The 15,262-nt window shown below is 31.3% G+C and carries 12 protein-coding genes; 9 read left to right on the top strand and 3 right to left on the bottom strand.

Features of this window, described 5'->3' with window-relative positions; genetic code table 11:
- Nucleotides 1–58 precede the first annotated feature (58 nt).
- A complete protein-coding gene (locus RHP49_09630; GenBank protein ID WNH11181.1) occupies nucleotides 59–1,636 on the top strand; it encodes a solute:sodium symporter family transporter in 1,578 nt (525 codons plus the stop codon).
- Nucleotides 1,637–1,649: 13 nt separating this feature from the next.
- Nucleotides 1,650–2,789, top strand: coding sequence for a heparan-alpha-glucosaminide N-acetyltransferase domain-containing protein (locus tag RHP49_09635; GenBank protein WNH11182.1), 1,140 nt, complete (start codon nucleotides 1,650–1,652; stop codon nucleotides 2,787–2,789).
- A 440-nt stretch (nucleotides 2,790–3,229) separates the two neighbouring features.
- On the opposite strand, the gene RHP49_09640 is transcribed toward RHP49_09635, so the two are convergent.
- Nucleotides 3,230–4,126: a hypothetical protein gene (locus RHP49_09640; GenBank protein ID WNH11183.1), complete on the bottom strand. Its 897-nt coding sequence runs from the start codon at nucleotides 4,124–4,126 to the stop codon at nucleotides 3,230–3,232.
- Between the two features lie 325 nt (nucleotides 4,127–4,451).
- Between RHP49_09640 and RHP49_09645 the strand changes: the two genes are divergently transcribed.
- The 7 genes from RHP49_09645 to pelA all read left to right on the top strand — a co-directional run bounded on the left by RHP49_09645 (nucleotide 4,452) and on the right by pelA (nucleotide 13,204).
- Nucleotides 4,452–4,589 carry a hypothetical protein gene (locus RHP49_09645; GenBank protein WNH11184.1) on the top strand — a complete coding sequence of 46 codons (138 nt, stop codon included), beginning with the start codon at nucleotides 4,452–4,454 and terminating at the stop codon, nucleotides 4,587–4,589.
- A 215-nt stretch (nucleotides 4,590–4,804) separates the two neighbouring features.
- Entirely contained in the window at nucleotides 4,805–4,942 is a 138-nt protein-coding gene (locus RHP49_09650; GenBank protein ID WNH11185.1) for a hypothetical protein, read from the top strand.
- A gap of 449 nt (nucleotides 4,943–5,391) precedes the next feature.
- Nucleotides 5,392–6,792: a glucuronate isomerase gene (gene uxaC / locus RHP49_09655; GenBank protein WNH11186.1), complete on the top strand. Its 1,401-nt coding sequence runs from the start codon at nucleotides 5,392–5,394 to the stop codon at nucleotides 6,790–6,792.
- A gap of 74 nt (nucleotides 6,793–6,866) precedes the next feature.
- On the top strand, nucleotides 6,867–8,165 hold the full coding sequence (locus tag RHP49_09660) for an MFS transporter (GenBank protein ID WNH11187.1): 1,299 nt from the start codon (nucleotides 6,867–6,869) through the stop codon (nucleotides 8,163–8,165).
- Between the two features lie 93 nt (nucleotides 8,166–8,258).
- Nucleotides 8,259–9,704 (top strand): tagaturonate reductase, encoded by a 1,446-nt coding sequence (locus RHP49_09665; protein WNH11188.1) that lies wholly within the window; start codon nucleotides 8,259–8,261, stop codon nucleotides 9,702–9,704.
- Nucleotides 9,705–9,724: 20 nt separating this feature from the next.
- Nucleotides 9,725–11,332, top strand: coding sequence for an altronate dehydratase family protein (locus RHP49_09670; protein WNH11189.1), 1,608 nt, complete (start codon nucleotides 9,725–9,727; stop codon nucleotides 11,330–11,332).
- 246 nt (nucleotides 11,333–11,578) lie between these two features.
- Entirely contained in the window at nucleotides 11,579–13,204 is a 1,626-nt protein-coding gene (gene pelA, locus RHP49_09675; GenBank protein ID WNH11190.1) for a pectate lyase, read from the top strand.
- Nucleotides 13,205–13,256: 52 nt separating this feature from the next.
- Here pelA and RHP49_09680 read toward each other — a convergent pair whose 3' ends face one another.
- Both RHP49_09680 and RHP49_09685 read right to left on the bottom strand, forming a co-directional pair.
- The gene (locus tag RHP49_09680) at nucleotides 13,257–14,228 is read right to left on the bottom strand and encodes a pectinesterase family protein (protein ID WNH11191.1); all 972 of its coding nucleotides are present in this window, start codon (nucleotides 14,226–14,228) and stop codon (nucleotides 13,257–13,259) included.
- 16 nt (nucleotides 14,229–14,244) lie between these two features.
- The gene (locus tag RHP49_09685) at nucleotides 14,245–15,237 is read right to left on the bottom strand and encodes an alpha/beta hydrolase (protein WNH11192.1); all 993 of its coding nucleotides are present in this window, start codon (nucleotides 15,235–15,237) and stop codon (nucleotides 14,245–14,247) included.
- Between the last annotated feature and the right edge of the window lie 25 nt (nucleotides 15,238–15,262).

The raw sequence follows: 15,262 nt of genomic DNA on the forward strand, positions 1-15,262 counted from the left end.
TGTTTAGATAAAATCATTTTTTATCTAAACATTGTATTATAAATTAAACCAACTAACCATGTATACAGTTATTACTTTTGTTGCCTTTACGGCTTTTGTTGCCTTCTATTCTTGGTATAAGCTAAGAAAGGAAAAGTTAAGTTCAAAAGACGGATATTTTCTTGGAGGAAGAAGCTTGACAGGTGTGGTTATTGCGGGGTCCATGTTACTTACTAATATTTCGACAGAACACCTAATAGGTATGAATGGATCATCTTATAAAAATGGTTTCATTATTATTGCATGGGAAGTAACTTCGGCTTTAGCGTTAGTAGCTGCAGCTATTTATTTTATTCCTAAATATCTAAAAATGGGGCTTACTACAATTCCTCAATATTTAGAAAAAAGATTTGATAGCACAACCCGAACTTTAGTGGCATTATTTTTAATGATTTCATTTATTGTAACTCTAATACCAATAGTACTTTACACAGGCGCCATTAATATTGAAAGTATATTTAATGTTTCAGAAGTATTTGAAGTTTCTAAAGATCAGGGTTTATGGATAACAGTAATATTAATTGGAATATTAGGGTCTATTTATGCCATTTTTGGAGGATTAAAAGCTGTTGCCGTATCAGACACTATAAATGGTTACGGCCTTTTAATTGGGGGGCTTCTTATCCCTTTATTGGCGCTAATAAGTATTGGAGATGGAAATCCTTTGGATGGTTTAAGTAAAGTGTATTTAAATAGTCCAGAAAAATTTAATGTAATAGGAGCAAAAGATTCTGTTTTACCTTTTGAAGTTCTTTTCACGGGGTTGATTATAAATCAACTTTATTTTTGGTGTATGAATCAAACTATTATTCAGCGTGCATTTGGTGCTAAAAATTTAGTCGAGGCGCAAAAAGGATTACTCTTTACTGGGGTTTTAAAAATATTAGTTCCAATCATTATTATTTTACCTGGGGTTATTGGGTTTTATTATTTTGGTGATTCACTTTACGAAAATCAAGATATGATTTACCCTGAGTTAATAAAGAAAGTATTACCTGTTGGCTTAGTGGGTGTTTTTGCAGCTATTGTGTTAGGAGCCGTTTTGAGTACTTTTAATAGTGTCCTTAATAGTGCTGCAACTATTTTTAGTATAGATATTTATAAAAGGCATTTAGACAAAACATGTAGTGATAAAAAATTAGTTAGAATTGGAAGATTAACCTCTACCATTTTAGCTGTTTTCGGAATCTTAGCAGCTCCTATGGTTGCCGATGCGCCAGATGGTTTGTATCAATTATTACAACAATTAAATGGCATCTTTTTTATACCCATAGCTTCTATTATGTTAGCCGGCTTTTTTCTGAAAAAAATATCGGCTATGGGAGCAAAAGTAGCGCTTTTTGTAGGCCTTGCATTTTATATATTAACAACATTTATTTTTAATGTAAATATTCACTTTGTACATATATGGGGTATTGAGTTTGTGTTGAATTTAGCTGTCATGTTCGGCGTTTCTCATTTTTATCCACCAAACTCAGAATTTAAACAAGAAGATTTACATATAGTAGATATGAAATCATGGAAATATACTAAGCCAATGGCAATGTTACTTTGTGTTATTACGATTTTTATTTATGTGCTATTGGGAAATAATTAAATTATAATATTAGATGAAAGAAATGATTTCTAAAGCTTCTACTCGCTTTTTATCTTTGGATGTATTTAGAGGGTTAACCATCTGTTTAATGATTGTTGTTAATACACCTGGTACAGGGGCTAATTTATATCCTTATTTAGTACATGCCAATTGGTTTGGATTTACACTAGCCGATTTGGTATTCCCTTCATTTCTTTTTGCTATGGGTAATGCTATGAGTTTTTCAATGGAAAAGCTAAAATCTGCCTCTCCAAGTTTTGTTTGGAAAAAAATATTAAAACGCACATGTCTTATATTTTTAATTGGGTATTTAATGTATTGGTTTCCATTTTTTCAACATACCAATGGCATGTGGGAATTGAAACCAATAAGCGAAACCCGTATTATGGGTGTATTGCAGCGTATTGCTTTATGTTATTTTTTTGCTTCTATCATTTTATATTATCTATCACAAAGGGTTGCTTTAATTTTATCAGGTGTTATTCTATTAGCTTATTGGCTTGTTTTATATTTATTTGGAGATTCTGAAGGTGTTTTAGATATGGCAACAAATGCGATAACAAAATTAGATTTGAATATATTAGGAGATGGTCATATTTATAAAAAAGATAGTATTCCGTTTGATCCTGAAGGAATTTTAAGTACGTTACCATCAATCGTAAATGTACTGGCTGGATATATAGCAGGGGTTTTTGTTCAACAAAAAGGTAAGACTTATGAAGGAATTTCTAAACTGCTTATAGCTGGATTCCTCCTAGTTTCATTGGCTCTTTGGTGGGACTTGGTATTTCCAATTTCAAAAAAACTTTGGACAAGCTCATTTTCACTATACACAATAGGGTTAGACTTGTCTATAATGGCAATTTTAATTTATGGTATTGAATTTAAAAACATAAAGTTAGGGGTTAAGTTTTTTAATGTGTTTGGAAAAAACCCTTTGTTTATTTATTTGTTTTCTGAGTTGTTTTATGTCGTTTTATGTCAGATTAATATAAGTTCTAGTATGAATCTCTTTGAATGGATAAGTGAAAATATTTTTCAAAATGTTTTTCCAGGATCGTTTGGAGCTTTAATTACAGCTATAGTATTTATGTTATTGTGTTGGATTTTAGGGTGGTGGCTTGATAGAAAACGTATTTATATAAAAATATAGTTATAGTTTCTATAAAGTTTTTTCAATAGCTTCTAGGAAGCTACTTAATTAATTTTAAATCATTAGAAGAATTAAACTGCCAGTTTTTTTCTGTTTACAGAAACCAATAAAAATGAAATTATTATTGGTATACATAAGGCTGAATTAACTTTTTGAAGGTTTATTATCTTGATGTTATTGGGTGTATCAAATAATATATATAGGCATTAATAGTTAATATATTTTTTCTAATATAGGTATATATTCTTAGTGGATTGCTAGTAATTATAATCAATAAAAAAAATAATGATCTATTTTATATATTGTATAACTGCAACCTCAAATGACAGATGTGATTTATTTTTGAAGCATTCTTTTGGATTATTGTGTACTTCTTCCCAAATAAGTTTGAGGAAAAAGAAATGCATGAAAGGAAGTTTAAAGGATGATAAGAATGACTTTTAAAGTTCCATTCGCTCTAAATCTTTGTTCAAATTTTTAAAAACATATTCGTGTTGTTGTTGAATACCGATCTTTTCTAAGGTTCTCCAGTAAAATCGCGGGTATAGTTCAGAAGTGTAGGTGGTAGATCGGATGAGTTTACAATATCCAACGCCTATATCTTCAAAGATATATGAGGCCTCTTTAAATCCCAACCACTTTTTTCCATTAAGTTGGTAATCAATAATATCCATTTTTAAAATTTCACCCTTTTTAAGTTCGGTAATACGTTCAACAATTTTGCCTCCTTTAAAATAACAAGTCCTTAAGGCACCTACTTTCTCTGCTACCAATACACATTTTTGGGGGATGGGTAAATCCAATCGCATTAAAAAGGGTTTTTCGGCATCTAGGGTGTCAACCGATTTAATATGGTCATAGACCTCCATAGGGGAATAAGGGAGTATAATTTCAGAAGTCACATCAATCACATAAGAATCGTTTTTTGTTAATTGCTCTTCAGCAAAGCCAAAGACCAGAAAGATTAAAAAGGGAATGATAGTACTCTTAATCGTATTTTGTTTTTCTGTGTAAGGTCTAAAAAAGGTTTTAATAATATACTTGATAACGATCCCAAAGGCTATAGCCAAAACAATTAAGGGTATGGCCATGAGGATACAAACCATACCTTCTAGACCACCAAAATATAACAAAACAAAAAAGATACTTAGTGAAATTAAGTGCCCCCAAATACTTATGGTTTGGATGGTGGAATTCCCAGAAATATAACCTATTATAAAAGGTAAAAATACAAAAAAGGAGATACCGTAATTTATTTGTCCGTAATGCAAAAGCAGAAATCCCAATGATAAAAACACCAAGCTAATTATGATAGATATGGCAAATTCGCTTCTCATAGTGAGTCTAATATACTTAAAACTATCGGTTTTTTCCTATAAAATAGACGAAAAAAGCATGTTTTTTTTCTAGTAAATGTATTTTGGCGATAATTTTTAGGTCTATAAAAAAAAGCTTACGTTGCTCTCATGGAGTTAAATTCGATTAGATTAGAAAATAATAATTTCATTTTTTTATTCATAAGTATAATTATTTTAAATAAAACCAAAGTTTATTAAAATTGACTTTGCTATATACTTGTTAAAGATGTTTTTTTTTAAGAATATCTTTTTAAATGAGCCCCATCTTATACAAGTTCAGAACAAATTGTTTTATAGTCAGTAGTTGCTTTTTAATGCTGTAGAAGATGCGACTTTAGAGAAAGATAAATTATTTCTAGTAGAAGATAGCTCTGGAGATAAGTTTGATCAAATTCAAAATTTTGGAGGTAAAACTTGGGGTGCTGGTACTGCTGATAAATAAATGGCTGTTAACCGTTTCAAATTTAGGGTGGTTCTTTCCCTGTTGATGCAATTCCTTGTTTTAGCTATTTGTATTTTCCTGTTACCACCCCCCCCCCGTTAGTGTAAAGTTTTGGTTTAGATCAGGTAGTGGTGCTGATCTTACTTTTTATATTTCTGATGGGACTACTGTTATTAATTCTTTTGATGCTATTGTAGCAAATTATACAGGTACTGTTGGAAATATATATATATTTATATGATTCAAACTCTTTTAATTTATATAAAATTGCAGTAACTGGATCTAGAGCCACCTATTTAGTAATAGGTCTTGATGAAAAAGAAATTGTTTCAACAAATGTAAAAAAAGGTTAATAATAGAGTTTATATATCTAATGTAAAATCTTCAACAGAAGTAAATATATATAGTATTACAGGAGTTCTAGTTGAGTCTTAAAAAGTTAACGAAGCCACCATTTTAGTCTTAAGCAAGGTGTGTATATAGCTACAGTTAAAACTTTAGAAGGACAAAAATCTGTTAAATTATTATTGTAATAAAATAGGATACAGTAATAACTTTTAAAAGGGGGATATGAATTTCATATCGCCTTTTTTTAGTATCTTTTTGTCTATGGTTATATATTATATATATTTACAAAGTTTAAAAGGAATTTAGTATTTGAAAAATTGGTAAATTTTAAAATATAATTGGATGATTTTTTTAATATTTTATATACCTTTGCGTAATCGATTACAATTTATAATTTCCACCTAGTATTTTAGATAAAAATCACGAAAATAATTTAAAATATAATAAGCTTATTATGAGCAAAAAATTTATTAACGACAATTTTCTTTTAGAAAATAAATATGCTGAAGAGTTATATCATAATTACTCTAAAAATCAGCCAATCATAGACTATCACAATCACTTATCACCACAACTAATAGCAGAAGATAAAGTTTTTGATAACATCACTCAGGTTTGGATAAACGGTGATCATTATAAATGGCGTGCTATGCGTACATTAGGTATAAATGAAAACTTTATTACAGGTGATGCTGCCGATAAAGATAAGTTTTTAAATTGGGCTAAAACAGTGCCTTATACCATGCGTAATCCTTTGTATCATTGGACACATTTAGAGTTGGCTCGTTATTTTGATGTATATGATTTATTAAACGAAAAATCTGCTGAGAAAATTTATGAAGAAGTTTCAGCAAAAGTAAACACTAAAGAATATAGTACTCAAAATTTACTTCGCAAAGTTAATGCAGAGTATGTATGTACTACCGAAGATCCTACGGATACTTTAGAATATCACCAACAAATAATAAAAAATAACTTAGATATAAAAGTAGGTACTTCATTTAGACCAGATAAGGCTATTTTAATTTCTAATGATGGCTATAATGATTATGTTGATTCATTAGCAAATGCTGCTGGTGTAGCTATAAATACTTACGACGATTTATGTGATGCTCTTAAAAATAGAATTGACTTTTTCGATAAAAACGGATGTAGCGTTTGCGATCATGGTTTAGATCAAATTTATTTTGAGACATATACAGAAAGTGAAATAAAAGCGATTTTCAAAAAGAAAAGAGAAAATCAAGCTATTTCTTCAGAAGAAGCTTTAAAATTCCAAAGTGCTATTTTAATATTTTTAGCAGAAACCTATCATGAATATGGTTGGGTGCAACAATTCCATTTAGGAGCTTTAAGAAATAACAACGCACGTATGCACCGTATTTTAGGTCCAGATACAGGTTGGGATTCTATTGGCGATTATCCGCAAGCTCAAAAATTATCTGCATTTTTAAATGCTTTGGATTCTAAAGATAAGTTAACGAGAACAATTATTTATAACTTAAACCCTGCCGATAATGAAGTCATGGCTACCATGATTGGTAATTTTAACGACGGTAGTGTGAAAGGGAAAGTACAGTTTGGTTCTGGTTGGTGGTTCTTAGATCAAAAAGATGGTATGATAAAACAATTAAACGCACTTTCAAATATGGGTTTAATTAGCTGTTTTATTGGTATGTTAACAGATTCAAGAAGCTTCTTATCATTCCCAAGGCACGAGTATTTCAGACGTATTCTTTGTAATCTTTTAGGAGATGAAATAAAAAGAGGTGAATTACCAAACGATATGGAGTGGATTGGTAAAATGGTTTCTGATATTAGTTATAATAACGCCAAAGAATATTTTAAAATTTAAATAAAAGCTTTGCAACTTAAATTTTATATACACAAAGTATAAGTGTATATTTAAAACCAATAAACTAGAAAATTATGAATGAAACTAAAAAGATAGGAAACTATCGGTACAGGATTTTAGCACTTTTAATGTTTGCTACAACCATTAACTATTTTGATAGAAGTATCATTGGAGTATTGGCACCAACTTTAGAAAAAATGTTTGGATGGTCTAATAACGATTATGCAAATATCATGATATCATTTAAGGTGGCTTATGCTCTAGGGATGCTTTCAATGGGAGGTTTGATAGATCGTTTAGGTACTAAAAAAGGATATACATTGTCAATTGCTATTTGGAGTGTTTTTGGAATGATGCACGCTTTGGTTCGCCCAGGTTTTAGTGTTATTGGTTTTGCTGCTGCCAGATTTGGTTTAGGTTTTGGTGAGTCTGGGAACTTTCCAGCTGCTATAAAAACAACAGCAGAGTGGTTTCCTAAAAAAGACCGTGCTTATGCCACCGGATTATTTAATGCGGCAACTAGTATAGGTGCTATAGCAGCGCCGTTTGTGGTTGCTTGGATTGTAGAAGAAGATGGTACTAACTGGCAAATTCCGTTTTTAATAACAGGGGCATTAAGTGCTCTTTGGGTATTCTTATGGTTCCGTATGTATAAAAAACCAGAAGTACATCCTAAAGTTTCAAAAGAAGAGTTGGATTATATTCAAAGTGATTCTGAAGCAGAGAATGAAGAAAAATTACCATGGAAAAGTGTACTTGATAAACGCCAAACTTGGGCTTTTGCTTTAGCTAAAGTAACCGATGCTGTATGGTGGTTCTATCTTTTCTGGGGAGCTAAATTTTTAGCAGATACTTTCCAAGTAGATATTCATAACATTGCACTTCCATTCTTTGTAATTTATATTTTAGCCGATGGTGGTAGTATTTTAGGAGGATATCTTTCTGGAGCTTTCATTAAAAAAGGATGGGCTATAAATAAAGCCAGAAAAGTAACATTACTAATTTGTGCTTTAATTATTTTACCTGTATGTTTTGTAGCAGTTACAGAAAATAAATGGGTAGCTATTATACTTATTGGTATTGCAGCAGCAGGACATCAAGCTTGGTCTGCGAATATTTTCACATTAGTATCAGATGTATTTCCTAAAAAAGCAACCGCTTCGGTTGTTGGTATCGGAGGTATGGTTGGTGCAGTAGCTGGTATTCTTGCCGATAAGGCTTTAGGTTCTGTACTAGATACAGCTGGTAATTCAGGGTATTTTTGGGCGTTCACTATTGCAGGTTCATGCTATCTTATTATACTTGGGTTGGTACATTTATTAATGCCAAAAATGACACCTTTAGATGAGAATTTAAATCCAGTTAAAGAATAGAAAGAAGGTTTTATAAATTAAAAATGATAAAGAATTAAATTAATCTTATACTTTTTTTAGATTAATTTAATTTTTTAATTATAGTAAAAAATAATGAAAAAATTAAACAGAGTAAATGTTGGATTAGAAGAGAAGCTTCCAATCAAAATTGTGCAATTCGGAGAAGGTAACTTTTTAAGAGCCTTTATAGGTTATGCGTTTCAAGAATTAAATAAGGCTGCAGATTTTAATGCAGGAATAGCTGTTGTACAACCTATTGATAGAGGTCTGGTTAAGATGCTGAATGATCAGGATGGGTTATACACTTTGTTTATGAAAGGTGTTAAGAAAGGTGAAGAGATTCAAGATATTGAATTGATTTCAAACATTGTAAAAGCCGTAGATCCTTATGCTAATTTTAAAGATTATTTAAGCATAGCAAGAGAAGAATCATTAGAATTTATGATTTCTAATACTACAGAAGCTGGCATTGCTTATGTTGGTTCTGATACTCCTGACATGCAACCACCAAGTTCATTCCCTGCAAAATTAACAGTGCTATTATATGAAAGATTTAAACATTTTAATGGTGATGCAAGTAAAGGGTTAACAATTATTCCTTGTGAGCTAATTAATCATAATTCTGAAACCTTAAAAGATATTATTTTAAAGTATATTTCAGATTGGAATTTAGGTGATGATTTTAAAACTTGGTTGTTAGAAAGTAACTCTTTTCACAGTACTTTAGTTGATAGAATTGTTCCTGGATATCCAAAAGATGAAATTGAAGCTTATAACGCTCAGTTAGATTATTCAGATAATTTAATTGTAGCTGCTGAAGCTTTCTTATTATGGGTTATTGAAGGAGGAGACGATTTAAAAGCAAAATTACCATTTGATAAGACAAATTTAGATGTTAAGATTGTTGATGATATGCAACCGTATAGAACTAGAAAGGTTCGTATCTTAAACGGTGCACATACCGCAATGGTTCCGTTTTCTATACTTTACGGCAATAAAACGGTAAAGCAATCTGTTGATGATTCATTTACTGGACCATTTATCCAAAAGGCTGTATTCAATGAAATTATTGATACATTGGATATGGATAGAGATGAGTTAAATAGTTTTGCTGATGAAATTTTCGACCGTTTTAGAAATCCATTTATTATTCATAACTTATCGAGTATTGCTTTAAATACGGTTTCAAAGTTTAAAGTACGTGTATTACCAAGTTTGTTAGGTTATGTAGAAGTAAATAATAAAATACCAACAAATTTAACTTTTGCTTTTGCTGCGTTAATCCGTTTTTATAAAGGCACTTTTAATGGTGAAGATTTACCAGTACAAGATAGTGACGATATTGTTGCTAATTTTGCTAAAATTTGGGAATCTAGTGATTATTCAGAAATAGCAAATGCAGTATTAAGCAATGAAGAATATTGGGGTGAAGATTTAACAAAAGTTAAAAATTTATCTGAAGCTGTAACGTTAGCTTTAAAAGAAATTGATACTAACGGAATTGAGGCAGGTTTTGCTAATTATAGTAAAACGTATTAGTTTATAAATTAATTATTAAGATGCAAAACAAAATCATAAAAGTAAATGCAACCGATAATGTTGCCGTTGCTTTAATAAATTTAAAAGCTGGGGATGTTATTCCTTTTGAGGGAGAAGACATAAAAATTCTTTCAGATACAAAATCAAAGCATAAAATCGCTTTACAAAAATTTGAATCTGGAGATAGAATTATTATGTATGGTGTTCTTGTAGGCTCTGCAAATGGGGTTATCGAAAAGGGAGATGTTTTAACCACAGAAAATGTTAAGCATCAAAGTGAAAAGGTTTTTGGAAGAACAGAACCGTTTACTTGGACAGCGCCTAATGTTGAAAAATGGAAGGATAGAACCTTTAATGGTTACCACAGAGAAGATGGACAAGTAGGAACCGAAAATGTTTGGTTATTTTTTCCTTTAGTTTTTTGTGAAAATAGAAATATTGAGATTTTAAAAGATATTTTTGAAAAAGAGCTTTTAAAACATAAAGTAAACCCACATCAAATGTTGCTACGCTCACTTGTGAGTGGAAGTGAAGAAACTGAAGTAGCCGATAAGTCTGCAGATGTTTTTGGTAATATAGATGTAAAATTTATTACACATCCAGGTGGTTGTGGTGGTATCAGACAAGATTCAGAAAGTTTAGCAAAATTGTTGGCTGGTTATGTAAATAACCCTAACGTTGCAGGTGCTACTGTATTGAGTTTAGGTTGTCAAAACCTTCAAATTAGTATTTTTAAGGATGCCTTAAAAGCTATTAATCCTAATTTAAATAAACCTGTTTTAATATACGAGCAACAACAAATGGGCACGGTAGACGAGATGTTGTCTGCCATTGTTAAAGATTCTTTTAAAGCCATAACAGAAGCTAATAAAGCAGAACGTAAACCAGCTCCATTGTCAAAACTTAAAGTTGGTTTAGAGTGTGGTGGATCTGACGGTTTTTCTGGCATATCTGCAAATCCAACTTTAGGTGCAGTATCAGATTTATTAGTAGCTCTAGACGGTACAGCTGTTTTAGCTGAATTTCCAGAATTATGTGGTGTTGAACAAGAATTAGTAAATAGATGTGTTGATGATGCTGATGGAGAAAAGTTTTTAAAATTAATGAAAGCTTACGAAAAGTCTGTTGTTGATGCAGGTTCAGGGTTTGACATGAATCCTTCACCAGGTAACATTAAGGATGGTCTAATTACCGATGCCATGAAATCTGCTGGTGCTGCTAAAAAAGGTGGGACTTCTCCTGTTAAAGATGTATTAGATTATGGTGAGTATATTACTAAGCCAGGTTTAAATTTATTATGTACACCAGGTAATGATGTGGAAAGTACAACTGGTTTGGTTGGTTCTGGGGCTAATGTTGTATTGTTTACAACAGGTTTAGGAACTCCAACAGGAAATCCAATTGCACCAATTATTAAAGTGTCTTCAAATACAGAAATGGCACTTAAAATGTCTGATATTATAGATATTGAAACTGGGGCTGTTATTCGTGGAGAGAAAACCATTGATGAAATGGCGGAAGAGATGTTAGAATTTATAATTAAAGTTGCTAGTGGTGATATTCAAACCAAAGCAAAGCTATTAAATCAAAATGATTTTATTCCTTGGAGACGAGGTGTATCATTATAAATGATATTTATTTTAAATATTTTGAAGAAACCAAGCCTTTGTGCTTGGTTTTTTTTATGAAGAAATTTAATGTCTTTTAGTTCATATTAAAATCCATGTTACTTATAGGAAGTATAAAAGTATTATAAAAACAAGGGTTATAGTAATTTGTCTTGTAATGTATTTAGTCGATAATTGATCACCACATTTAAAAAAGAAAGTAATCGATTATATTTTAAACTAAATAAATTTTATAAATAAGTTATTATGAACACACTTAAATGTTTACTGCTATTTGTTGGTCTAATTTTTTTAACAGGCTGTAGTAGCGATAGCCCTGTAGAAGAATCTTCTAATAAAATTCTAATAAAAAGTATTATAATTAATGGTAGTAATATTGAAGATGGTACAGCCAAACAATTACAACTGGTTATATTACCAAATAATGCATCAAATAAATCTGTAACATGGAGTGTTTCAGATGAAACAATAGCCACAATTTCGTCAACAGGATTATTAACACCTATTGATAACGGAACAATAACTGTAACTGTGTTAGCGAATGATGACTCTGCAATTTCGGTAGAGAAGACTTTTCAAATTTCAGGAGTAACAGGACCACCTGTACTTGTTAATAATATAATAATCTCTGGTAACGATATTACCGATGGAAATCCTCAACAATTAACGGTAGAAGTATTGCCAGCCGAAGCCACTAACAAAATTGTTACTTGGACCGTATCTGAACCTCTTATGGCTGATATTACAAGTGAAGGACTCCTTACTCCAAAAGATAACGGTACAGTTACAATTACTGCAACTGCAACTGATGGGAGTGGAACAAGTAATCAGTTCATAATGAATATTTCTGGAGTAACTCCAGTATATGCGACTATTTTAAAAGCAGAAAACATGTTATTATGGCAACGTAGTAATGGAGGTTGGCCAAAAGAACCTTATAATAATTTTTCAGGGTATGAGAGAGAGCAGACTGCTGGTGAGATATCAACAGCGAATAGCACTAAAAATAATACAGATACTACAATTGATAATGGTCATACACACGGAGAAATAAGAGTTTTGTTAAGCGCATATAAAGCAACTAATAATCCTGAATATTTGGCCGCAGCGGAAAGAGGTATAGATTTCTTATTTGAAATGCAATACGATAACGGAGGTTGGCCTCAGTATTATCCGTTACGGAATAACTATAGTCGTCATATAACCTATAATGATAATGCCATGGGCGATGTAATGTACTTAATGAGAGATATTTTCTTAAAAAGGAGTAATTTAGATCTTATAGACGAAAGTTATGTGGCTGCAGCGCAAACTGCATTTGATAAAGGTATTCAAGTTATTTTGGACACTCAAGTTACAATTAACGGTGTAAAAACAGCGTGGTGTGCTCAACATGATGCTATAACTTTATTACCAGTAGATGCAAGGGATTATGAATTAGCCTCTAATAGTGGGTCAGAATCGGTAAAAGTGGTGGAGTTATTAATGTCTTTAGATAATCCTTCATCAGAAGTGATTGATGCTGTTAATAGTGCTGTAGCTTGGTTTGAATCGGTTAAAATAGTTGATTATGCGTTACAAACTATAGGTGGTGATAAAGTATTGGTAGCATCTCCAGGAAATGTGATGTGGGGAAGGTTTTACACTTTAGGTGACTACACAGGTCATAAATATGAGGCATTATTTAACACATTTGGGCCTAATGAGCCATTTTTCTGTAGCAGAGTTGCAGATACCGAGGGGGGTGGTCCAAGAAAAACGATTGCGGAGATCTCATACGAAAGAAGAAATGGATATTCTTGGTATGGTGACTGGCCTGCTAGATTAATAGGTTCTGATTATACTAATTGGAAAAATAAAAATGGTATTTAATATATCATTTGAGTTAGTCAATAAAAAGGGTGCTAATAAAGCATCCTTTTTATTAAAATTTCCATTGAGTATTTATGTCAAAGATATTTTCTAAAGTATATTTTTTAGCTTCTTCCTTGGATAATTGATGTGACCAAGGTATTCTTTCTTCAGGTTTAAAGCCTTCACCAGTACATTGATATTCAGTAAAAAAAGCTGTTTCTTCATTTTCAGGATTCCCCCAATTATGCCAGCCTTCTGGAGTTATTTGAGCGGGTAATTTACAATGAATAAAAACAGATTTTGCCCAATAACGCCACGGTCTTCCTAAGTATAGTTTAGTAACATTTTTAGAAGTTGTTACTTTACAATCTATAAAAACAAAACCAAATTTTTTGTCTTTAGGTGTATTGGGTGCAGTAATATATGAATTGGATTTACAATGTATTATGCAGTCTTTAAAAACGGTCGTTGCTGGACCAAAAATAAAATCGGTTGTCCCTTCAATATAGCAATTTTCAAAAAGCTGTCTTGAATTTTCACCACCAAGGTAAATAGTGTCTTGATTGCCTAAAAACTTGCAATTTTTAAAAATAGCTTTATCTGCATCAACATTTAATGCTACTGCCTGCCCCACAGATCCAGCAGAATTTTCGAAAGTTATGTTTTCTGCTTTAAAACGGTTTCCTGAAATTTTAGCAGTATGAGAATTAAAAGTACCTATGTTTTTCCCTCTACCAGAATAATCATTAAAAGTAATAATTGTCTTATCTACACTTTCGCCTATAAAAGTAACATCTGTATTGTTTATAGATACTTCTATTTTTTCCGTATAAACCCCGTTTTTTATATATAATGTAATTGGAGCTAAAGGGAAAACGCGCATAGCATCAATAGCATCTTGAATGTATTTATAATCTCCGCTTCCATCTTTGGAAACAACAAAATGATATTTGTATTTTTCTGGATTTGATGTTTGTGCAAACAATGATTGTGAAATAAAAATAAAGAATATGATGAATTTGAATACTTCTGTTTTTTTCATGATTTAAAATAATTTACTAATTAAAAACTTTTATTAAAAAATTATCTATAAAATTAACGGCTTTATTAGTCCAAGGGTTATATAACCAAAAGGTATGGATCTTGTTATCAAATTTATGGACCTCAGTATATATTTTCCATTCTTTCATCATGCCAATTAATTCATCTTGACCAGCATGAAATCTTGGGTATCCACTGTTTAAAAATAAAATTGGTGGAGAATTTTCATTTGCCCAAAATATTGAAGATGCATCTTTCCAAATTTCTGGTTTTTCATAAAAAGAACCTCCAAGCCATTCTATGTCTGGAGAGTTAGGTTTTCTATTTAAATTAAGCGATAAAGGAGCCATAAAGTCTACAACACCATCAATGTCAATAATGGCTTGTATATGACTACTTTGATCTAAGTTACCATAATTACCTTCTTTATTATCAATACCATTTGTTAAACCAACAAGCATAGCTAATTGACCTCCCGCAGAACATCCAGAAACGGCTATTTTATCTTTATCAATACCATACTTTTCTGCATTAGCTCTCATCCATCGTATAGCGCTTTTTATATTGTAAACAGCTGCTGGATATTTTGCTTCTAATGAAAGTTGATATTCTACACAAACCGTTACATAACCTCTTGAAGCAAGCTTTTGTGCCATGGGTATTTGTAAAGATTTATCGCCAGCTCGCCATCCACCACCATGAACCATAATTAACGCTGGATGTTTTCCTGTGGTTTTAGGAGAAAAAATATCTAAATGTAAATCTCTATCTCCAAAAGGAGTATTTTTTAATGTAGTATAGATAACATTTCTGTTTTCTGTAACATTATTAGGTAAAGTGTCTTTTGCAGGTGTTATGAATGGAAAATATTTTAAATTCTTTTTATAATCTGAAATTATATTAAAGGATGTGTCTTTAGGGATTTCAACTTTTGAGTTTTGAGCTTGGATTTGTGAAATTGATAAGCTTAAAAAGAAGATGAATATTATAACGTATTTTGGTTTTTTCATAATAATATTATTATTTAATAAAAAA

Source organism: Flavobacteriaceae bacterium HL-DH10 (assembly GCA_031826515.1).
Classification (GTDB): Bacteria; Bacteroidota; Bacteroidia; order Flavobacteriales; family Flavobacteriaceae; genus Thalassobellus; species Thalassobellus suaedae.

Bases quoted from the DNA above. Each gene is read 5' to 3' on its own strand.
- RHP49_09670 (WNH11189.1), top strand. From the start codon at position 9,725: ATGCAAAACAAAATCATAAAAGTAAATGCAACCGATAATGTTGCCGTT.
- RHP49_09660 (WNH11187.1), top strand. From the start codon at position 6,867: ATGAATGAAACTAAAAAGATAGGAAACTATCGGTACAGGATTTTAGCA.
- RHP49_09665 (WNH11188.1), top strand. From the start codon at position 8,259: ATGAAAAAATTAAACAGAGTAAATGTTGGATTAGAAGAGAAGCTTCCA.
- uxaC (WNH11186.1), top strand. From the start codon at position 5,392: ATGAGCAAAAAATTTATTAACGACAATTTTCTTTTAGAAAATAAATAT.
- RHP49_09680 (WNH11191.1), bottom strand. From the start codon at position 14,228: ATGAAAAAAACAGAAGTATTCAAATTCATCATATTCTTTATTTTTATT.
- RHP49_09630 (WNH11181.1), top strand. From the start codon at position 59: ATGTATACAGTTATTACTTTTGTTGCCTTTACGGCTTTTGTTGCCTTC.
- RHP49_09635 (WNH11182.1), top strand. From the start codon at position 1,650: ATGAAAGAAATGATTTCTAAAGCTTCTACTCGCTTTTTATCTTTGGAT.
- pelA (WNH11190.1), top strand. From the start codon at position 11,579: ATGAACACACTTAAATGTTTACTGCTATTTGTTGGTCTAATTTTTTTA.
- RHP49_09685 (WNH11192.1), bottom strand. From the start codon at position 15,237: ATGAAAAAACCAAAATACGTTATAATATTCATCTTCTTTTTAAGCTTA.
- RHP49_09640 (WNH11183.1), bottom strand. From the start codon at position 4,126: ATGAGAAGCGAATTTGCCATATCTATCATAATTAGCTTGGTGTTTTTA.